Source organism: Pasteurella pantherarum, assembly GCF_049670885.1.
Taxonomy (GTDB): Bacteria; Pseudomonadota; Gammaproteobacteria; order Enterobacterales; family Pasteurellaceae; genus Pasteurella.
Genome location: NZ_CP187173.1, coordinates 1689664 through 1711286, shown reverse-complemented (window position 1 = coordinate 1711286; position 21623 = coordinate 1689664). Strand labels below are relative to the sequence as shown.

General features: G+C 40.7%; 19 protein-coding genes and 3 tRNA genes. 13 read left to right on the top strand and 9 right to left on the bottom strand.

The window, feature by feature from the left end:
• The first annotated feature begins 62 nt into the window (after window positions 1-62).
• The 5 genes from ACPEEM_RS08040 to ACPEEM_RS08020 all read left to right on the top strand — a co-directional run bounded on the left by ACPEEM_RS08040 (window position 63) and on the right by ACPEEM_RS08020 (window position 2780).
• Window positions 63-284, top strand: coding sequence for a YceK/YidQ family lipoprotein (locus tag ACPEEM_RS08040; protein WP_424401654.1), 222 nt, complete (start codon window positions 63-65; stop codon window positions 282-284).
• A gap of 10 nt (window positions 285-294) precedes the next feature.
• On the top strand, window positions 295-2319 hold the full coding sequence (gene rep, locus ACPEEM_RS08035; protein ID WP_424406574.1) for a DNA helicase Rep: 2025 nt from the start codon (window positions 295-297) through the stop codon (window positions 2317-2319).
• Window positions 2320-2418: 99 nt separating this feature from the next.
• Window positions 2419-2511: transfer RNA gene (locus tag ACPEEM_RS08030), tRNA-Ser, on the top strand.
• A gap of 49 nt (window positions 2512-2560) precedes the next feature.
• A tRNA-Arg gene (locus ACPEEM_RS08025) sits at window positions 2561-2637 on the top strand.
• 66 nt (window positions 2638-2703) lie between these two features.
• Window positions 2704-2780: transfer RNA gene (locus tag ACPEEM_RS08020), tRNA-Arg, on the top strand.
• Between the two features lie 220 nt (window positions 2781-3000).
• On the opposite strand, the gene ACPEEM_RS08015 is transcribed toward ACPEEM_RS08020, so the two are convergent.
• On the bottom strand, window positions 3001-3381 hold the full coding sequence (locus tag ACPEEM_RS08015) for a PRD domain-containing protein (RefSeq protein ID WP_424401652.1): 381 nt from the start codon (window positions 3379-3381) through the stop codon (window positions 3001-3003).
• A gap of 123 nt (window positions 3382-3504) precedes the next feature.
• Between ACPEEM_RS08015 and ACPEEM_RS08010 the strand changes: the two genes are divergently transcribed.
• From ACPEEM_RS08010 to purT, 4 genes are all read left to right on the top strand, one after another.
• On the top strand, window positions 3505-4104 hold the full coding sequence (locus ACPEEM_RS08010; RefSeq protein WP_424406572.1) for a beta-phosphoglucomutase family hydrolase: 600 nt from the start codon (window positions 3505-3507) through the stop codon (window positions 4102-4104).
• Window positions 4105-4614: a YqaA family protein gene (locus ACPEEM_RS08005; protein WP_424401650.1), complete on the top strand. Its 510-nt coding sequence runs from the start codon at window positions 4105-4107 to the stop codon at window positions 4612-4614. It abuts the gene before it with no gap.
• Between the two features lie 183 nt (window positions 4615-4797).
• Window positions 4798-5310, top strand: a complete 513-nt coding sequence (gene luxS, locus ACPEEM_RS08000; protein ID WP_424401649.1) for an S-ribosylhomocysteine lyase — start codon at window positions 4798-4800, stop codon at window positions 5308-5310.
• A 30-nt stretch (window positions 5311-5340) separates the two neighbouring features.
• A complete protein-coding gene (gene purT, locus ACPEEM_RS07995; protein ID WP_424401648.1) occupies window positions 5341-6522 on the top strand; it encodes a formate-dependent phosphoribosylglycinamide formyltransferase in 1182 nt (393 codons plus the stop codon).
• 148 nt (window positions 6523-6670) lie between these two features.
• On the opposite strand, the gene fbpC is transcribed toward purT, so the two are convergent.
• Both fbpC and ACPEEM_RS07985 read right to left on the bottom strand, forming a co-directional pair.
• Window positions 6671-7720, bottom strand: coding sequence for a ferric ABC transporter ATP-binding protein (gene fbpC / locus ACPEEM_RS07990; protein ID WP_424406570.1), 1050 nt, complete (start codon window positions 7718-7720; stop codon window positions 6671-6673).
• A gap of 15 nt (window positions 7721-7735) precedes the next feature.
• Window positions 7736-9808 (bottom strand): ABC transporter permease, encoded by a 2073-nt coding sequence (locus tag ACPEEM_RS07985; protein WP_424401646.1) that lies wholly within the window; start codon window positions 9806-9808, stop codon window positions 7736-7738.
• A 574-nt stretch (window positions 9809-10382) separates the two neighbouring features.
• On the opposite strand from ACPEEM_RS07985, the gene udk reads away from it, so the two are divergent.
• From udk to ACPEEM_RS07970, 3 genes are read left to right on the top strand one after another with little or no spacing between them, the layout of a single operon-like run.
• Window positions 10383-11033 carry a uridine kinase gene (gene udk, locus ACPEEM_RS07980; RefSeq protein ID WP_424401645.1) on the top strand — a complete coding sequence of 217 codons (651 nt, stop codon included), beginning with the start codon at window positions 10383-10385 and terminating at the stop codon, window positions 11031-11033.
• A gap of 11 nt (window positions 11034-11044) precedes the next feature.
• On the top strand, window positions 11045-11629 hold the full coding sequence (gene dcd / locus ACPEEM_RS07975; protein ID WP_424401644.1) for a dCTP deaminase: 585 nt from the start codon (window positions 11045-11047) through the stop codon (window positions 11627-11629).
• A gap of 1 nt (window position 11630) precedes the next feature.
• Window positions 11631-12860: an AsmA-like C-terminal region-containing protein gene (locus tag ACPEEM_RS07970; protein ID WP_424404862.1), complete on the top strand. Its 1230-nt coding sequence runs from the start codon at window positions 11631-11633 to the stop codon at window positions 12858-12860.
• 96 nt (window positions 12861-12956) lie between these two features.
• Here the strand turns inward: ACPEEM_RS07970 and ispH are convergent, their stop codons facing one another.
• From ispH to murJ, 5 genes are all read right to left on the bottom strand, one after another.
• On the bottom strand, window positions 12957-13901 hold the full coding sequence (gene ispH, locus ACPEEM_RS07965) for a 4-hydroxy-3-methylbut-2-enyl diphosphate reductase (protein WP_424401642.1): 945 nt from the start codon (window positions 13899-13901) through the stop codon (window positions 12957-12959).
• 16 nt (window positions 13902-13917) lie between these two features.
• Window positions 13918-14412, bottom strand: coding sequence for a signal peptidase II (gene lspA, locus ACPEEM_RS07960; RefSeq protein WP_424401641.1), 495 nt, complete (start codon window positions 14410-14412; stop codon window positions 13918-13920).
• A gap of 109 nt (window positions 14413-14521) precedes the next feature.
• Complete coding sequence (gene ileS / locus ACPEEM_RS07955) at window positions 14522-17320, bottom strand: isoleucine--tRNA ligase (RefSeq protein ID WP_424401640.1); 2799 nt, start codon at window positions 17318-17320, stop codon at window positions 14522-14524.
• Window positions 17321-17623: 303 nt separating this feature from the next.
• Window positions 17624-18559 carry a bifunctional riboflavin kinase/FAD synthetase gene (ribF, locus tag ACPEEM_RS07950; RefSeq protein ID WP_424406568.1) on the bottom strand — a complete coding sequence of 312 codons (936 nt, stop codon included), beginning with the start codon at window positions 18557-18559 and terminating at the stop codon, window positions 17624-17626.
• Window positions 18560-18656: 97 nt separating this feature from the next.
• A complete protein-coding gene (murJ, locus tag ACPEEM_RS07945; protein ID WP_424401638.1) occupies window positions 18657-20231 on the bottom strand; it encodes a murein biosynthesis integral membrane protein MurJ in 1575 nt (524 codons plus the stop codon).
• A 290-nt stretch (window positions 20232-20521) separates the two neighbouring features.
• On the opposite strand from murJ, the gene rpsT reads away from it, so the two are divergent.
• On the top strand, window positions 20522-20785 hold the full coding sequence (rpsT, locus tag ACPEEM_RS07940) for a 30S ribosomal protein S20 (RefSeq protein WP_424401637.1): 264 nt from the start codon (window positions 20522-20524) through the stop codon (window positions 20783-20785).
• Window positions 20786-20883: 98 nt separating this feature from the next.
• On the opposite strand, the gene ACPEEM_RS07935 is transcribed toward rpsT, so the two are convergent.
• Window positions 20884-21561, bottom strand: a complete 678-nt coding sequence (locus ACPEEM_RS07935; protein WP_424401636.1) for a YtjB family periplasmic protein — start codon at window positions 21559-21561, stop codon at window positions 20884-20886.
• Window positions 21562-21623 lie beyond the last annotated feature (62 nt).

Here is a 21623-nt window from a genome sequence, read left to right as displayed (position 1 = left end):
TTTTATCGCCTTTTCGTTTTATTATTTATATGATGAGCAGATCTTTTTTAGGGGCAAGGACTATGCAAAAAATTTTTTTCATTTTGACCGCACTTTTAGGCCTTCAAGGCTGTGGGACGGTGGTGAAGTTATTGGATCCCACGGAGCCTTATCAAGCCTATGCTGGTACTAAATACGATGTTGAAATGGCACAAAAGTGGGGATTACCTCTCCTTGATTTACCCCTTTCATTTTTATTGGATACTGCCTTATTACCTTACGTGTGGTCAAAAGAAACGGAATAATAGATTCAGTATGAAATTAAATTCTCAACAACAGCAAGCGGTTAACTATGTGGCAGGACCTTGTTTGGTTTTGGCAGGGGCAGGCTCAGGTAAAACCAGAGTCATCATTAATAAAATTGCCCATTTAGTGGCAAACTGCGGTTATTTACCGAGACAGATTGCTGCGGTGACTTTCACCAATAAAGCCGCACGTGAAATGAAAGAGCGTGTTGCTCAGGCTATTGGTAAGCAAGGGAGCCGAGGATTAATCGTTTCCACCTTTCATACACTGGGTTTCGATATCATTAAACAGGAATATCAACACCTAGGCTTTAAGCGTAATATGACGTTGTTTGATGAGCATGATCAACTTGCTTTACTTAAAGAGCTGACGGCGGATGTATTTTCGGGTGAAAAAGATGCCTTGCGTGAATTAATTGCCACCATTTCCAATTGGAAAAATGATCTCATTTCCCCTCAGAAAGCCTTGCAAATGGCAAACGATGCCAAAATGCAAACCTTTGCCCATTGTTATGCACGTTATAGCAAACAAATTCGGGCATATAATGCGTTAGATTTCGATGATTTGATCATGTTGCCCACCTTGTTATTTAAGCAAAATGACGCCGTGAGAGAGAAATGGCAACAAAAAATTCGCTATTTATTGGTTGATGAATATCAAGATACCAACACAAGCCAATATGAATTGATTAAATTGTTAGTGGGAGTGCGTGCTTGTTTTACCGTAGTGGGGGATGATGATCAATCTATTTACTCTTGGCGAGGGGCGCGTCCACAAAATATGATGCGGCTAAAAATGGACTTTCCGCAGTTAGATGTGATCAAGTTAGAGCAAAATTACCGTTCTACCCAACGGATTTTACATTGTGCCAATATTTTAATTGCCAATAATGATCATGTGTTTGAGAAAAAACTCTTTTCCACCTTAGAAGAGGGGGAACCCTTGCTCGTATTGGAAGCAAAAAATGAAGAAGATGAGGCAGAGCGTATTGTGGGGGAATTGATTGCCCACCGTTTTATGCGTAAAACCAAATATAAAGACTATGCGATTTTATATCGAGGCAATCATCAATCACGTTTATTAGAAAAAATCCTCATGCAAAATCGCATTCCTTATAAAATTTCTGGTGGCACATCGTTTTTCTCTCGCGTTGAGATTAAAGATATGATGGCGTATTTACGCTTATTGGTGAACCAAGATGATGATGCGGCATTTTTGCGTATTGTGAATACCCCGAAGCGAGAGATTGGACCTGTTACGTTACAAAAATTAGGTGAATTAGCACAAGAAAAACATTGCAGCTTATTTGAGGCAATTTTTGATTTTGAATTAATTCAACGTATTACCCCAAAAGCCTACAATGCCTTACAACAGTTTGCTCATTGGATTTTGTCATTAAATGAAGAAGTACTGCGGGCAGAGCCTGCGGATGCCATTCGGCGTATGTTGGCACAATTGCATTATGAAGAATATTTATATGAATCTGCTCTCAGTCCGAAATTTGCTGAAATACAAAGCAAAAACGTGGCGACGTTATTTGATTGGATTGCTGATATGTTAAAAGGGAATGAAGTGGATGAGCCGATGAACCTAAGTCAAGTTGTCGCACGTTTAACCTTGCGTGATATGTTAGAGCGTGGAGAAGAGGATGACAGCAGTGATCAAGTGCAATTAATGACATTACATGCCTCGAAAGGTTTGGAATTCCCTTACGTGTTCTTAATTGGCATGGAAGAAGGCATTTTGCCACATCAAACCAGTATTGACGAAGAGAATGTGGAAGAAGAACGCCGCCTAGCCTATGTGGGGATAACACGTGCACAACAAAGCCTTTGGTTTTCTTTATGTAAAGAACGTCGACAATTTGGTGAGGTTTTCAAACCAGAGCCAAGTCGCTTTTTAGCCGAGTTGCCTGTAGATGACTTACAATGGCAAAGTCAAAAACCGCCCATTAGCAAAGCACAAGAAAAAGCTAATACCGTAAATCAGTTGGCTAATTTAAGGGCAATTTTACGGGGGAAATCACAAATTTGACGAAATTTGTAGAGAAATCAGTCAGTCGAGAAATTATTTTTAAAAAAGGAATTGACTTATTTTCAGAAAAACGTATTATACCGCCCACAAACCGATTGCGGTGAGATGGCCGAGAGGCTGAAGGCGCTCCCCTGCTAAGGGAGTATAGGGTCAAAAACTCTATCGAGGGTTCGAATCCCTCTCTCACCGCCATTTACTCAAGGTTTTATTTATGTCGTAAGACAGATAATAAAACAGTGCTGCACCCGTAGCTCAGCTGGATAGAGTACTCGGCTACGAACCGAGCGGTCAGAGGTTCGAATCCTCTCGGGTGCGCCATTTCAAATAGACTCTAATATTTGAAAGGGTTAAGGCAAGTAAATAGTCAATTAACATATCAAATACGCACCCGTAGCTCAGCTGGATAGAGTACTCGGCTACGAACCGAGCGGTCAGAGGTTCGAATCCTCTCGGGTGCGCCATTCAATCACAAAATCTTCTCTATTTTTTATTTTCAAAATGATTTTAACCTTATTTTTAGCAAGGTTATTCGTATTATTTTTCACAGGCTTTTTTCGATCATCTTTATTTATTTTAACGCCACTTTTCCCTGTTCTTATTTCAAATAAATCGCTGGGTTTGAGACTCGGCGATTTGGGCAAAGTGCGGTGGATTTTAAAAAAGTTTTATAAAGACGTTCGCTTAATTTAATTTTTCTAAAATATGTGGTTGATCTAATAACAAGGTGTAGTAATTTGCCAAAAAATAGGTTTGCTCATTGGCGGGAATGGGAAAGGGAATTAAATTCAGAATGTCTTGATGTATTGCAAAAACAATGGGAAAACAAACCGCATTTTGGATTTTTCTTTGAAAATCTTTATGTAAGGGTGAAGCACAATGTTGTCGTTTTATTCGTCCCAATGCATTAGCAAGATGCGTCAATAATGTGGTGACTTGTGAGGTTTTTACATTAACATGCCAATGCTCCGCTAAATGCGTTTGAGCATTAAATACAATATCAATAATTTCTTGATCAATAAGCTTTCTCACTCGTAATAGTTCTAAGTGGGATTGAATATTCATACCTACCTCATTATTTATTCTGTTGCAGTCTAGCCTAATTTAAAAAAATTAAACAGTGCAGAGATCACAAATTTATAGCAAAATAGGTTTTATATTTTTTAGTCATGATGAAAAGAGTAAAACATGTTACAACCAGAAACGATTGAGCAATATTCAGGTTTAATTTTTGATATGGACGGTACGCTGATTGATACCATGCCTTGCCATGAACGTGCTTGGCAACAGGTTGCGGAGGAATTTGGTTATCCTTTATCTCCGTCGCTGGTGTATGAATTTGCAGGCGTGCCGTTAAAAATTATTGCACAAGAAATGATGAAACGTGCCAATATGCCGTTGGATTTATTGCCTGAAGTGATGAAACGAAAACGTCAACTCAGCAATGCGTTAATTCTACAAGAAGCGACTTTGCTCCCCGCCGCACAGATTGTACAGACCTATTATCAGAAAAAGCCGCTAGCATTAGGCACAGGCTCCCACCGAGAAATTACCCATAAATTATTAGCAAAATTATCATTAACCCATTACTTTGATGCGGTGGTGACTGCAGAAGATGTTGAACAATATAAACCTGCCCCAGACACTTTTTTACGCTGTGCGGAACTGATTCATGTAGATCCTAAAAACTGTTTGGTGTTTGAAGATGCAGATTTAGGCGTGCAAGCAGGATTGCGTGCAGGAATGCATGTGTTTGATGTGCGTACCCAGCAATTAATTACGGGCTAAATGTCGCATAATATGGGCACCCTGTGGGAAACTGGGGTAATGTGGATTTCCACATGGTGGACAAGCCTGAATGAACAATATGCGTTGCTCAGTATGTTTCTCAGTGCATTTTTCAGTGCGACCCTTTTGCCTGGCAATTCAGAAGTGGTTTTTATGGCATTATTAGCTTCGCCAATGCAAGCCGCACAATATTTAACGATGTTTCAGTTATTAGGGGTGGCGGTGATTGGAAATAGTTTGGGCAGTTTAACGACGTATTGGCTAGGTCGTTTATTGCCGCAAACACAACAACGTCAGCAAGATCACCCACGATTTGCCAAAACGAAGGCATTATTACAACGCTATGGTGCATATGCCTTGTTTTTCAGTTGGCTCCCGTTGTTCGGGGATTTGTTATGTGGGGTGGCAGGGTATTTGCGTATCCATGCTTTGTGGTCATTGCTGTTTATTTTACTTGGCAAAACATTACGTTATGCTTTTTTACTGCTTTTAGCTATGCAGGTATTTTAATTTTGTGTATAAATACAGGATGTTTTTACATAAAAAAACCACCCAAAAAGGGTGGCGAAATAACCTAAGGAACCAATTTTATTAAAAACAACTGCAAGTTGCTGTAATTTAAGACTGTGTTTTTTTTAGAAAGTTCAAAAGAATTTATGAAAATTTAATCAAAACGAAAAATAAGGGAAAATTATGCCATTACTCGATAGTTTTAAAGTCGATCATACTCGCATGAATGCACCAGCGGTGCGTGTTGCGAAGACAATGCGTACACCAAAAGGTGATGAGATTACCGTGTTTGATTTACGTTTTTGTGCACCGAATAAAGAAATTTTGTCTCCAAAAGGCATTCACACGTTAGAGCATTTATTTGCAGGCTTTATGCGTGATCATCTGAATGGAGAATCCGTAGAAATTATTGATATTTCACCAATGGGGTGTCGAACAGGTTTTTATATGTCTGTCATTGGCACGCCAAGTGAAGAACAAGTGGCTGAAGCTTGGTTGGCTTCAATGAAAGATGTTTTACAAGTGAAAGATCAACGTCAAATTCCAGAGCTAAATGAATTTCAATGTGGCACATATACCGAACATTCCTTAACGGAAGCACAACAGATTGCACAAAATGTGCTTGATCGTGGTGTGGGGGTCAATAAAAACGAAGATTTGTTACTCGACGAAAAATTATTAGCCGTTTCAGAATAAGAGAAGTACAACAGTCTAGAGGAAATCAAAATGACAAAAATTGGTACCGCACTCACACCTAAAGCTACAAAAGTCATGATGCTGGGTTCTGGCGAACTGGGTAAAGAAGTCGTGATTGAATTACAACGTTTAGGTGTGGAAGTGATTGCCGTTGATCGCTATGAAAATGCCCCTGCACAGCAAGTGGCTCACCGTGCTTACACCATTTCAATGTTAGATGGTGAGGCATTGAAAGCCTTAGTGGAAAAAGAAAAGCCCGATTATATCGTGCCAGAAGTGGAAGCCATTGCGACAGACACATTGGTGGCATTAGAACAAGCAGGCTTTAATGTGATTCCAACGGCGAAAGCGACCCAATTAACCATGAATCGTGAAGGTATTCGACGTTTAGCCGCAGAAGAATTAGGCTTGCCGACTTCTCGCTATCAATTTGTGGATAATTTTGATGATTTCAAACGAGCGGTGGAAACCATTGGGATCCCTTGTGTGGTTAAACCGATCATGTCCTCTTCTGGACATGGGCAAAGCGTGCTGAAATCCAGCGAGCATTTACAACAAGCTTGGGATTATGCACAACAAGGTGGCCGTGCGGGTGGTGGACGTGTCATTGTGGAAGGCTTTGTGAAATTCGATTATGAAATCACGTTACTAACCGTTCGCCATGTACAAGGAACCTCATTCCTTGCCCCAATTGGGCATGTTCAAATTGATGGGGATTATCGTGAATCTTGGCAGCCACAAGCCATGTCTGATGTGGCATTGCAAAAAGCACAAGCGATAGCGGAAAAAATTACAGGTGCATTAGGTGGACGTGGAATTTTTGGGGTGGAAATGTTTGTGTGTGGTGATGAGGTGATTTTTAATGAAGTGTCTCCACGTCCACATGATACAGGCATGGTAACCTTGATTTCGCAAGAACTGTCAGAATTTGCCTTACATGCTCGTGCAATTTTAGGCTTGCCTATCCCTGACATTAGCTTAATTAGCCCGTCTGCATCGAAAGCGATTGTGGTGGAAGGACAATCCACACAAGTTGAATTTGGACAGCTTGATCAAGTGTTGGCAGAGCCGCAGACCAATATCCGTTTATTTGGCAAAGGTGAAGTGAACGGACACCGTCGCATGGGGGTTATCTTAGCACGTGATGTTTCTGTTGAAGCCGCATTAGAAAAAGCTCGCCGAGCTTATGATAAGTTAGAGATTCATTTATAAGGTAAGCAAGTACCCAAAGTGCGGTCCTTTTTAAAAAAATTTTGAACATCAGTGGCGAGCATAGCCATGAATGACGAAAAGGCGGATCATCTCCGCCTTTTTTATCAGCTTTTTTATGAGCAGGGTTTTTACACCTTGTGCGTATGGCTTATTCTGGTGGCAATAAAAAGACGCCATGTTGTGAAATATGAACATAGGCATCTTGCAATTGAGGATCAAATTGTTCTGGATTCGCATTGATCAATAAATCTTGACCCGCCCAGTTCACAACAATTTCCCAATGATTGCCCATATACACCGCACTTTTGATGGTGCAATGTTGTGTTTCATCCCCTTCGGCTTTTAAACTGACGGCTTCGGGGCGAATCCCCACTAAGCATTTCCCTTCTGCTAGGTTAAATTGCTCAGCATGGGATAACGGGAATTGGTAGCCATTCACGTTGACCAATTTCCCTGACACACTGCCTTCAAAAATACTGGATTCGCCCATAAAATTGGCAAGGAAAAGGGAGTTGGGGCGTAAATACAGCTCTTTAGCGGGAGCTTGCTGCATAATTTTACCTTGGTGGATCACAATCACTTCATCGGATACGGCAAAGGCTTCTGTTTGATCATGGGTAACATAAAGTGAGGTAATGCCTAAACGTTGTTGTAATTCACGGATTTTTTCTCGCATCGCACGGCGTAAATTCGCATCAAGGTTACTGAGTGGTTCATCAAATAATAAGATCTTCGGTTTAAGAATCAGTGCCCGAGCAAGTGCAACACGTTGCTGCTGTCCACCTGAAATTTGATCCACATAGCGATCTTCAAAGCCCGCTAAATCCACTAACTCTAAGGCTTCTTTCACACGTTGTTGGCGTTCTTCTTTGCTAACACCTTGCATTTTCAAACCGTAACCAACGTTATCCCCAATAGACATATGTGGGAATAAGGCATAGGATTGGAACACGATGCAAATATCTCGATTTTGAATGGCTGATTTAGTGACATCTTCGCCATCTAGAAAAATTTGCCCTTCTGTTGGGCTTTCTAATCCCGCCACAAGGCGTAATACCGTTGTTTTCCCACAGCCTGAAGGCCCTAATAAGGTGACCATCGTGCCTCGTTTAATCGTCAGATTTAAGTTATCAATGACAACCGTTTTACCAAAAGATTTGGTGATATTTTTTAACACTAAGAAATTGTTGTTATGCATATTTTTTACTACCTATTATGAATTCATTTGTTTCGCTTTAGAGCGTGCAATGCGAGTTTCCCCTACAATCCAATCAAAGAATAAGATAATTGAGACCATCACAACGATCAGGATTGAACCATAGGCAATCGCAATGCCATATTCACCATCTTCGACTCGGTTTAAAATATAAGAGGTCGCCACACGGGTATCGGCGGTGACTAAGAAAATAATGGCACTCACGGTGGTCATTGAGCGTACAAAGCTGGTTACTAATGCTGATAAAAGGGCGGGTTTTAATAGCGGTAAAACAATGTACCAAAGGGTTTTAAATGCATTACCTTTTAACGAAAGAGAAGCCTCATCTAAGGATTTATCTAGCTGCCCAAGCCCAGCAATGGCAGCACGCATCCCAACAGGCATATTGCGAGTGACCATGGATAAAATAATAATCATGGCTGTTCCTGTCAGATAAATTGGGGCACTATTAAAGGCAATAATATAAGACACCCCCGCCACGGTGCCAGGTATCGCAAAACAGAGCAAGGTCAAAAATTCCAATGTCTTTTTGCCTTTAAATTCACGGCGAACCGTAATATACGCAATTAACAGCCCAAGTAAGGCGGTAATCGGTGCGGCACTGGCTGCAAAAATCACGGTTTGAATTAAAGAAGGCCATGCACCATCACTGAATCCTTGCCCGAATAAGGTTTGATAGTTTTTCAAGGTTAAGGTGTGATCTACCCCCCAGTTAACGGTGAAACTGCCGTAGAAAATACTGCCATAAAGCACCACATTAAACAGGGTCCAGATACTAAGGAAGGCGATAATCAATATTTTCAGTAACTGCGGTAACTCTTGCACCTCACCACGATAAGATTTACCTGAAACCGTCACATAGGAACGTTTCCCGATCCATAAATATTGCACCACAAAAATACCCAGTGAAAATATCAGCAACAGGGTGCCTAATGTACTGGCAGAGGCATAATCCAATTGGGAACCCGCAATATAGAAATAAATTTGTGTAGCGATAACATCGAAGCTCCCTCCGAGGACCAACGGTGTACTAAAATCAGCCAAAGATTGAATGCTAACCACTAAAAAGGAATTGGCAAGTGCAGGTTTTAATAACGGGAAAATGATGTGTCCAAAGGCTTGATAGCGGTTTGAACGGAGTGTGTAAGCGGCTTCTTCAATGGAGGGATGTACCGATTTTAATGCCCCTTCCAAAATCATAAAAGATAATGGGGTTAAGCCCAAGGTGTGAGCAATCACAATGCCTGTAAAACCATATAACCAGTTGCTAGTGAAGCCTAAATATTCCACAAAAAATGCAGTGACATAACCAGAACGCCCAAGCATTAAGGTCACCCCTAATCCCACCACAAAAGGGGGCGTGACAATGGGTAATATTGAGAAAATTTTACCGATAAACGCCGTGCGTTTCGCAATGCGAGTGGTATAAAGGGCGAATGCTAAACCAAAAAAGGTGGAGAGCACGCCAACAGTTGCGGCAACGGCAAGAGAATTCCCCACCACTCGAGCTACATAAGGCTGCCGAAGAATAGCCAGAACTTGCTCAGGTTGAAAATCCGTTTTGTCGAAAAACATGGATACCAAAATGGCAAACGTGGGATAAACGATAAAAAAGAAAATGACCAACACAATGGTGATTAATGAGGCAATAATGAATTTATCCCCTTGCATCACTTTTAATGTTGCTAAAGCACGTGTGGCGAATGCCAGTAAGGCGATCATTAAAATAATAATGGAATAGCCTAAGCTAAATTTATTGACGGTTGCAGAAATAAATACAAATAAGAAAATACTAATGACCGTGGCTAATTCAAATTTGGCACGCCGTATTTTGGAGGTGGAATCTGGTTGAGGGAAACAATAAGAAAATACAGGGAAAAGCAGCATGGCTAAAAACCAAAACCAACTTAGATTGAAACTTGCCCACCCCATGGCATTGAAAATTTCATTTGATGTGGATTCCCACAAACCATAATCTAAGGCTTTGGACGGTAATAATAAAAAACCTAGCCAAGAAAAAATCACCCAAAGTAAAGGGATATTGCAAGAAAATACGGCGTTCTGCCTCATAAAAAACCTCTAATTAAGCAGTCATAGATTATTCAATAGGGCATATCCCTATGGCGTGAAAACGTTATCAAATAATGTTGAAAATTTCAGTAATTATTATAATGGTTATACCTCTTTTTTAAGAAGCATTTTATTTTAAGGAAAGGTTGACAGGATTATTTTGCCTATTTGTCTTATTCAATTTATTTTTATTAAATGGCATTTTTAATGCTGAGGAAGATTATTTATCCCACATTATCTTTCATTAATGCGGAATGAAGGCTGCTGGTCTTACAATAAATAGGTAATGATTTTGTTGGTATTGCCGCTTTTTATGTGGTCTTACTAGTCAAAGCATGGCAAAATCAGCATATCCTGATGCCAAAAGCCTTGTGGAGAATAATAAGAGAAAATCGATTTAGCTTCAGTAAAACGTTGGGAAAAGCCATCATAAATGAAAGAACAGGAAATACGGCATAAAAATGTGGCTTTTTTCCTCCTTGTGTATTCCTGTTGTGCATTCTTGGCTATTAAAATGCGATTTTTTTCTTTATAATTCTTCGATTAAATTACACGTTCTTTTAGGTTAATTATTATGTCACAGTCATCTACCCCATCTAGTATCATTATCGCCATTGCGGGAGCTTCCGCTTCTGGAAAAAGTTTAATTGCCTCGACAGTTCATCGTGAGCTTTGTGATGAGTTAGGTTGTGAAGAAATTGGCATCATTTCAGAAGATTCTTATTACAAAGATCAAAGTCATCTCGCCTTTGAAGAACGCATTAAAACCAATTATGACCACCCCAATTCCATGGATCGTGATCTCCTGATTGAACACCTCAAAAGCCTGAAAGCAGGGCAAGCCGTTGATATTCCCGTCTATAGTTATGTTGAACATACCCGCACCGATGAAATTACCCATTTTGAGCCCAAAAAAGTGATTATTCTGGAAGGGATTTTATTGCTCACTGATGAGCGTTTGCGTGATGAGGTGAGTGTGTCTGTGTTTGTGGATGCTCCTTTAGACATTTGTTTTATTCGCCGTTTACAGCGTGACATGAAAGAGCGGGGTCGATCGCTTGAATCGGTGGTGGAACAATACCGCAAAACAGTCCGCCCTATGTTTTTACAATTTATCGAACCTTCAAAACAATATGCGGATATTATTATTCCTCGTGGTGGGAAAAACCGTATTGCCATCAATATGTTAAAAGCACAAATCAGACAATTACTGGGTAAACGTTAAGGAAGATTGCAATGAGATTATGTGATACTGATATTGAACGCTATTTAGATGAAGGCATCATTTCACTGACCCCCCGTCCTGATAATGACAAAATTAATGGTGCAACCATTGATGTGCGTTTAGGCAATTCTTTCCGTGTTTTTCGTGAGCATTCTGCCCCATTTATTGATTTAAGCGGCCCAAAAGAAGAAGTGTCTGCACAGTTAGAATCCGTGATGAGCGAGGAAATTCTCATTGAGAATGGCGAAGCCTTTTTTCTACACCCTGGTGAGTTAGCGTTAGCGACCACATTAGAATCGGTAAAATTACCTGCCAATATTATCGGTTGGTTAGATGGACGTTCTTCACTAGCCCGTTTAGGCTTAATGGTTCATGTGACTGCACATCGTATTGATCCCGGTTGGGAAGGGCGTATTGTGTTAGAGTTTTTTAACTCAGGAAAACTCCCCTTAGCGTTACGTCCCAATATGGTGATTGGGGCATTGAGTTTTGAAATTTTAAGCGGTGTAGCGGCACGACCTTATAGTAGCCGTAAAAATGCGAAATATAAAAATCAGCAAAGTGCGGTAGCCAGTCGCATTAATGAGGATAAATAACATGTGGAAGAAGATCGTCATTGGCATATGTTGTGTGGTGGTGACGATCAGTCTTGTAATTTATTATCAAATTCAGCGAATTAATGCACAACTTGCACAGGCTTTACAGCAACATCATGTGACCTTTCGACATCTGGACTTTGCACTTTATCCGACCACGCAACTCACCCTTTCTGATGCCTACTGGCAGCATCCTCAACAAGACGCCAAAGTGCGGTCGATTTTTGCCGAGAAATTGCATTTAGAACTGGATTTTTGGTCCTTGTTAACACCACAATATGCGATTAAAACCTTTAGCTTTGAAAAAGGCAAGCTTTGGTCAAATGAGCAGACCGCCCCTGAATTTAGCGATCTCAATGGCAAATTAACAGGGGATTTTCTGATTGAGCCTGAGCAGGTTTCCATGATGAATATGACGTTTGATCTGCAGCTTGATCGTCCTCTTTTTTTCAACACAACACAGATTCAATTAAGCCTAACCAAAGGGATGATTCAACGTTTATCGCCGTTGACCTATCAGTTACAGTGGGATGATGTGCAATTCAATGGCGAGTATTTTCCTTTGCTAAAAGCCAAATTAGAGATGGCATCAAAACAAGGTTTATCTTTAATTGGGGAAATTGACTATTCAGCCCATCAGCATCCTTCCCATTTTTCTGTGTCCATACAGCCACAATCAGAATCAGAAAAAAACCTGCAGTTACAAGCAGAAAACCTCGTGCTAGAACAATGGTTAAAGGTGTTGAATTTGCCAGTGTTAATCAGTGGCTCCGCATCTTTATCAGGGCAATTTCGTTTGGTTGGGCAACAAGCTCAGCAAGGTCATGTTGAAGCCATGATTCAACAAGGTGAGCTAAAAGGGCTAAATTTACTGACACTAGTGGCAAACTATTTACCGATTAATCTTGATAAAGCCCAATTCAGTGAAAAAAGAACCGACACCGCCTTTGACAAACTGAATACCAATCTAACTTGGCAGCAACAAACACTTGTATTAAATGCCTTGTCTTTTGAAACGAAGGAAGTGTTAGTCTCTGGCGTGGGGCGTGTGGATTTGAGTAATATGCAATGCGATATCAAGTTGAATCTCGCTTTAAATCAGCCAAACTATTCGGCGTTTAAACTCCCCATTCACTTTTTTGATCACTGCCGATCCCCTCGCTATAAAGTGGAATGGAATAAACAATTTCGCCATCAATTAAAAGATCTGCTTAAACAAAAATTTCGATAACAGATAAGAATATTAAACAAGGATTAAACGATAAAAAAACACCACCTTGTTGATTACACTACGGTGGTGTTTTGAGGTGATGGTGTTAAGCCATCATTAATTGACTTCGGTAATCCGTAATTCTCTTGGCACTTCAAACACGGTATTTTCTTCGCAGCCTTGTAGCTCTTCCACACTGGTTACACCCAATTCTTGCAAGCGTTTCACCACGGATTGCACCAAGACTTCAGGTGCTGAAGCCCCCGCCGTAATCCCAATGGTATGAATGTTTTCCAACCAGGCAGGATCAATATCATCGGCATCATCAATTAATTTGGACATCACCCCCATGCGAGAAGCCAGTTCGGCAAGGCGGTTTGAATTAGACGAATTTTTTGAGCCGACTACAATCACTAAATCCGATTGTTGAGCCAATTCCCGCACGGCTTGCTGACGGTTGGTGGTGGCATAGCAAATATCGTTTTTCCGAGGACCTTGAATCGCAGGGTATTTTTGCTTTAATGCTTCAATCACTTCACTGGTGTCATCAATAGACAAAGTGGTTTGTGTCATAAAGGTGAGGGGATCCTCTTGTTTTAACCCTAATTTAGCGATGTCTTCCACACTTTCTACTAAGAAAATCCCCCCTTCGGGATTATCGTATTGTCCCATAGTGCCTTCCACTTCTGGGTGGCCTTCGTGTCCAATGAGTATGGCTTTCGTGCCTTTGCGACTTGCTCGAGCCACTTGCATATGCACTTTGGTGACCAAAGGGCAGGTGGCATCAAAGACTTTGAGATTACGATTTTTCGCTTCTTGGCGAACGGCTTGCGACACACCATGAGCCGAAAAGATCACAATAGCCCCATCTGGCACTTCGTGTAATTCTTCGACAAAAATCGCACCACGTTCACGCAATCCATTGACTACAAAGCGGTTATGTACCACTTCATGACGCACATAAATCGGTGAACCATGAATTTCTAGGGCAGATTCTACAATGCTAATGGCTCGATCAACACCAGCACAAAAACCACGTGGATTCGCTAAAATAATTTTCATTTCATACGTCCTATTTTTATGTCCCTTTCCCTTCATTTTCACGATTTTTAAACGCATCTAAAATCAGTAACCCTGCACCGATAGAAATCGCAATATCTGCTACGTTGAATACGGGGTAATGATAAATATCCCAATAAAAATCTAAAAAATCCACCACAAAACCGTGGTATGTGCGATCCACCATATTGCCGAATGCTCCTCCAATAATAAGGGCGTAGGCACTGTTTTGTAATTTTTGCTGTACGCTATTTTTGGCTAAAAAGTAAAGTAAGAAACAGGAGACGGTAATGGCTAAAATGATAAAAAAGTATTTTTGCCAACCATCGTGATCGGCTAAAAAACTGAATGCTGCACCATAGTTACGCACATAAGTTAAATTAAAGACGGGAAGAATATTGATACTTTCATACAGATCAAAATTTTTCACCACCCAATATTTGCTTCCTAAATCCAATAAAAAAGTCACCGCACTTAGCCAAAGAAAAGAAAGACCGCTTTTAGATTTTGTCATAATCACCTTATCTGTATTTAAATATTGCAGAGGCGAACGTTATGTTCGCCTTTGAGAATTAATTTGCTGATGTGAAACAAAGGCAGAGAAAATCTGCCTTTGATATCCCTTACGCAAAATGTCTAATTTCGCCTTGACCGTTGACGTTTTCATCACAACGTGAGCAAAGTGATTGGGCATCTTTGCTGTCAGAATAATGCCAACAACGAGGACATTTGTGATTGCTTGAACGCACCACTTTCACGGCTAAGCCTTTCACTTCACCTTCTGCCACATCGGCTTGTGCCAATGGTTTCACTTCTGCTTTTGAGGTGATGAGGACAAAACGCAATTCATTTTGCAGTTTTGTTAAAAGGTTCGCATAAGTGTCATTTGCATAAATGGTTAATTCTGCTTCAAGTGCCGCACCGATCACTTTGTCATTACGGGCTTGTTCCAACACACGGTTGATTTCATTACGTAACGTGATGACTTGTTGCCAGTAGGCGTCGTTCATTTGTTCGTCGCTACTTAAGGTAAATAAGCCGTTATAAAATTCTTCGGTAAAGACAAATTCAGCACGCTCACCTGGAATATATTGCCAAATTTCATCTGCGGTGAACGACAGCACAGGGGCAATCCAACGAACAAGTGCTTCGGCAATATGCCATAATGCCGTTTGACAGCTACGGCGAGCAAGACTATCGGCTTTAGTGGTGTATTGACGGTCTTTGATAATATCTAAATAGAATGAACCCATCTCAACGGAACAGAATTTCATTAAACGTTGCACAACGGCATGGAATTGATAGTTATCGTAGGCATCTTTAATTTCGTTTTGTGCTTGGTAGGCACAATCAACTGCCCAACGGTCTAACACCATCATCTCTTCAGGTTTGACTTGATCACGTTTTGGATCAAACCCATTTAAGTTGGCGAGTAAGAAACGAGCAGTGTTACGAATACGACGATAAGCATCTGCAGCACGTTTTAAAATTTCATCAGACACAGAAATTTCGCCCGTGTAGTCAGTTGAAGCAACCCATAAACGTAAAATATCACCACCGAATTTGTCCATCACTTCTTGTGGGGTCACAATGTTACCGATGGATTTTGACATTTTGCGACCTTGACCATCGACGGTAAAACCATGTGTCAACACTTGTTTATACGGGGCTTTGTTGTCTGTTGCCGTAGAGAGCATTAATGAAGACATAAACCAACCACGGTGTTGGTCTGAACCTTCAAGATACATATCCGCTTCTTTGCCGTTAAATTCTGGGCGATCTTTCACCACAGAATAATAGGTGGATCCTGAATCGAACCAAACGTCTAAGGTATCTGCTACTTTAATATAGTTTTCAGCCTCTGCACCTAATAATTCAGCCGTGTCTAAATCCCACCAAGCTTGAATACCTTTTTCTTCCACACGTTTTGCCACTTCTTCGACCAGTTCAACGGTGCGAGGGTGCAATTCTTCCGTTTCTTTGTGGATAAATAAAGCAACAGGCACACCCCATGTCCGTTGACGAGAAATACACCAGTCTGGGCGGTTTTCTACCATTTTTTCAATACGAGCTTGACCCCAATCTGGAATCCAACGCACTTTTTTAATTTCGCCTAAAGCTTGTTGACGTAATCCTTGTTTTTCCATGCCGATAAACCATTGCGGTGTCGCACGGAAAATAATCGGGGTTTTATGACGCCAGCAATGTGGGTAACTGTGTTTGATTTTGCTGAATTTCAGCATTGCCCCCACTTCTTGTAATTTTGCTACGACCAGATCGTTGGACTCAAACACGCCTTTCCCTGCAAAGAAAGGCACATCGGCTTTGAACAAACCATCGTTACCGATTAAGCCTGCCATTTCGATACCATTTTTTTGTGCAATAATATAGTCGTCATGACCGTGGTCTGGTGCGGTATGCACTAAACCTGTACCGCCATCTGTGGTGACATGATCACCTAAAATGACAGGCACACTAAAGTCATAGAACGGATGGTTGAAACGTAGCCATTCAAGATCTTGACCTTTGGCTTCACCAAGCACTTCAAAGGTTTCGACACCTGCCGCTTTTGCCACTTCTTCCACTAAATCTTTGGCTAAAATCACACGCTCATCATTAAATTGCACTAATTGATAATCAAGTTTTTCATGAATCGCAATGGCACGGTTAGACGGAATGGTCCAAGGTGTGGTTGTCCAGATAACGGCTGAAATTTTGCCATTTCCTTTACCTTCTGCATTGAATTTTGCTAAAACTGCCTCAGAATCCACCGCACTAAAACGCACATAGATAGAAGGGGACACTTTATCTTCATATTCCACTTCTGCCTCAGCCAATGAAGAGGCACAGTCTAAACACCAGTGAACAGGTTTTGAACCTTTGTATAAATGCCCATTTTCCACCGCTTTACCGAACGCACGGATAATATTGGCTTCGGTGTGATAGTTCATGGTTAAGTAAGGATTGTCCCAATCCCCTAATACGCCAAGACGGATAAAATCTTTTTTCTGCCCTTCCACTTGTTCGGCAGCATATTTACGGCATTCTTCACGAAATTGTGCAGCACTGATATTTTGATTAGGTTTGCCCACCAAGCCTTCTACTTTTAATTCAATCGGTAAGCCGTGGCAGTCCCAACCAGGGATATAAGGGGAGTCGTAACCTAATGCGGTTTTGGATTTGACAATAATATCTTTTAAAATTTTATTCACTGCGTGACCGATATGAATCGTACCGTTCGCATAAGGAGGGCCATCATGAAGAATAAAGGATTTTTTGCCTTTGGAAGACTGACGGATTTTTTGGTAAAGCTGTTTTTCATACCATGTTTTGAGCATTTGCGGCTCGCGTTTGGCGAGATCCCCACGCATAGGAAAGCCTGTTTCTGGCAGGTTTAATGTATTTTTATAATCAACTGTCATTGTATTGGTCCAGATAAATCGAAATTAAAAACAAAATCGGTTAGTTATAGCCTTTTTTTAAATAGAATGAAAGTAAAAGCCATAATTTATTGGAAAGAATTTACACATTATACGAAAAGTGCGGTCAATTTTCGAAGAATTTTTAACATGAACCGCATTTCTCATTATCGTAAATGAGGGGCTTTTTAGCCGAAAAAATCGTCAGTATCCATGTAGTATATGGCACTTGCACCGTCTAACTTTCTAAGAAAGTTCGCCGACCGATAAGACGGTGTCAAGACATGATAAAAAATGAAAAAGCGATTAGTTGGTTTGTGTGGCAAAGAAGAGTTTTGCTTTTTCCACATCACGAGAAATTTGTAATTTGAGATCGTCAAAGGACGGAAATTTTTGCTCATTACGGATTTTATGGCACAGCTCAACTTCAATGCATTTCCCATAAATATTTTGGTTAAAATCAAATAAATGTGCTTCTAAAAGCTGGACGACACCATTGATCGTTGGGCGACAGCCAATATTTGCCACCCCTTGATACTTCTCACCGTTTTTTAACCGCACTTTAATCGCATAAACCCCTTTGACTGGATTGACCTGACGATGTAAAGGAATGTTTGCCGTGGGAAAACCTATGGTTCGCCCTAGCTTATTGCCGTGTGCGACACGCCCCAAAATACTGTAAGGTTTGCCGAGCATTTTTTCAGCTTGTGCTAAGTCATCCTTGGCTAAGGCTTCACGAATGGCGGTACTGCTGATGCGTAAGCGATCGACACAGAAACTGTGGTTATCTTCGACAATAAAGTCAAATTTTTCACCTGCTTGTTTGAGTAAATTGAAATCCCCTTGGCGTTTGGCACCAAAACGGAAATCATCGCCAATACTTAAAAAACGGACTTGTAATTGTTTTACGAGCCAATCTTCAATAAAACTTTCGGCACTCAGTTGGGCGAAATGTTGATTAAAACGGATACACAACACATAATCCACGCCAGCTTGAGCAAGTGCGTGTAATTTATCTCGCAGACGCATTAAACGTGCAGGGACATTTTCCCCCGTGAAATATTCACGAGGCTGAGGTTCAAATAACATCACCATGACAGGGAGTTGTCGAGCCTCAGCTTTTTCTTTTAAGTGCCGTAAAATGGCTTGATGGCCGGAATGTACGCCATCAAAATTGCCAATAGTGAGGGCACAGCCTGATAAGTTTTTAGGTAAATTGTGCATGCCACGAATCAGTCGCATTACAGTGGTATCCGTTTGAAATGATGCTATAAAATTATCCCTGCATTATAAGCAGAAATCGCCCAAATAGGGATCTTTTTTTCGTGTACGCAACCTGTTATCCCTTGGTGGTTAAATGGCGTTTGCGAATACCAAGGAGGGCGAGCATACCCAAATACACCATCACGGCGAGGCCAATCAACCAAGCCAGCCAATAAATCCGATTGAAAAAGTGCATTTCGCTCCACGCAAATAAACTTGGGCTGTTATACCAAACAATCAGTCCCATCACGCTTGCAGCACACAATACTTTTGCAAAAAACACCGCACTTTGGCGACTAAAGTGATAGACCTCTGCTTTGACTAAGCCACGATATAACAAGTAAGCATTCAATGTGGCAGATAGGGCAGATGCCATGGCTAATCCAACATAGCTGAAAGGAATGGCGAGTAAGTTAAAGCCCATATTGCTTACCATGGCGATGATCCCGATTTTAACGGGGGTTTTGGTGTCTTGGCGAGCATAATAGCCATTCGCTAAAATTTTGATCAGCATAAAGCTAAGTAATCCCGCATTAAATGCCCAAAGTGAAAGAGAAGCGGCTTGTACATCTGCTAAGCCAAAGTTCCCCCGCATAAATAAGACCAACAATAACGGCTGGGCTAAGATCGCAATGCCCACCATTGCAGGCATACCAAGCAATAAAATCATGCGTACGCCCCAATCCAAGGTGTGACGAAAATCCAATGCACTTTGTGCGGAATTGTCATGACGACTGACATGATGACGAGCCAGTGTGGGCAGAATCACCGTTGAAATGGCAATACCAAATAAGCCGAGTGGAAATTCAAGTAAGCGATCAGAATAATATAGCCAGCTAATGGAACCTGTCATCAGGAAACTGGCAATGAGGGTATCAAGCAATAAGTTAATTTGACTCACCGACACACCAAATAGGGCGGGGATCATCAGGGTACGGATCTTTTTCACCCCTTCATCGTGCCATGCCCATTTTGGTCTGACGAGTAAGCCTGCTTGTTTTAAAAAGGGAATTTGAAACAGAAATTGTAATAATCCCCCTAAAAAAATGCCGATGGCTAAGGCGAGATCGGGGCTGTCCATGTGCGGTGCTAAAAAAAGTGCGGTAGCAATCATTGCCACATTCAGTAATACAGGGGAGAACGACATCACCCCAAATTTACCAATGGTATTTAAAATTGCCCCGGATAACGCCACGAAGGTCACAAACCATAAATAAGGAAAGGTGACTTTCAATAGCAAAGATGCTTGTTCAAATTTTTCCGCATTCGGGCCATCATGAAACCAATCAATAAACCAGCCTGTGCCAAAAATTGCGGCAACAACGGGGGAAAAAATCATGGCAAAGGCGGTGACTAAGCTCACTAGTCCGCCTAAGGTGCCTGATACTTTGGCGATAAATTCTCGTGTTTTATCTAGATCGCCTGCTTTTTGATATTCGGCTAAAACAGGCACAAAGGCTTGTGAAAATGCCCCTTCGGCAAATAAACGGCGTAAAAAATTGGGGATTTTGTTTGCGAATAAAAATACGTCTGCGGCAACACCAGCACCTAATAAATTGGCGATAACAACATCTCGTACTAGTCCTAAAATACGTGATAGTAAGGTCATTGAGCTGACCACAATACCTGATCTTAATAATCCTTTGCTCAAAATAATGTACTCGATTGGGTGATTGAAGAAAATTTGCTTAATTGTATAGAAATTTTGTTTTTACGCTATATTCTAGGCAAAAAAACTGTTAAAATCTCGCCCACATCGTTTGGTGAGCTTATCTTGAAAGCACTTGATTGATACAACGATGCTTAACTTTCGGTTGTGTCTCACCGAAAATCAACAATAAAATTCAGTGACAATAGTCATTGACAAAAGCATAGAAAATAGGCATATTTTACGCCTTTAATTTATCTCGTTTACTAACAAATCATTTTAGGAGTTTGACCTTGGCTAATATCAAGTCAGCTAAAAAACGTGCGGTTCAATCAGAAAAACGCCGTCAGCACAATGCAAGCCAACGCTCAATGATGCGTACTTACATTAAAAAAGTTTACGCAGCAGTCGCAGCAGGTGATAAATCAGTCGCAGAAAAAGCATTCGTTGAAATGCAAAAAGTGGTGGATAGAATGGCTTCTAAAGGCTTAATCCACGCAAATAAAGCTGCTAACCACAAAGCAAACTTATCTGCACAAATCAAAAAATTAGCATAATTTTTTAGATTAACCACAAAAAACCGCACATTCATTGTGCGGTTTTTTTTATTCTTTTCTTTCTTCTTTCTTCTTTCTTCTTTCTTCTTTCTTCTTTTTTATTTATTCCATTTTCGACGACGACGGTGATAATTTTGCGGATTATTGGTGGCTTTTAAGGCTTTTATTGGTTTGTTTTCTATGGGTTTTCGATAGGCTCGACGATAATGGCTTAAAAAATAATGGATTGAGCTTGCCAACAAAACGCCCGCCAAAAAAACAATAATTAATTCACCATAAAGTTGGTGGAAAATTTGGTTAATTTTGTTTTGTGTGGTGTTGCCATATTTAGCATCAAAGGTGACACGTAAAAAGCCTTCAAGACCATTTGAAGAATAAATAGGTTCCACGATTTGTTGGCTATTATTGTCTCTGACGCTTTCTTGGTTTAAGCCAAGTGTATTACGTAAATCTTTGGAGAGGCTAGTTTGGACGAGCAGTTCACCATTTTGTCCATAAATGGCGGCATCAAGCACAAATTCTTCCTTGGCGAAGGTATCTAAATTTTCCGTGAGTTTCTCGATTTTTGCATTATTGACGAAGAGCATGGAAAATAAATTTGCTTGTTGACGGACTAATAAATGTGAAAGGTTCGACACTTGATTCACACTTGCCAGCTGTGAACCCAGTTTGAATTGCTGTACACCATATAAAATCACGGACATGGTGCCAATGCAAAAGAGAATGATCGTCGTGATCATGCTTAATTTGATGAATTTTTCTTTGGTTAAATGCAAGTTATTTTTCCCCAACATCGGTAAATAGGCTAGAATACCGCCACTTTGTTTTTTTAAAATGA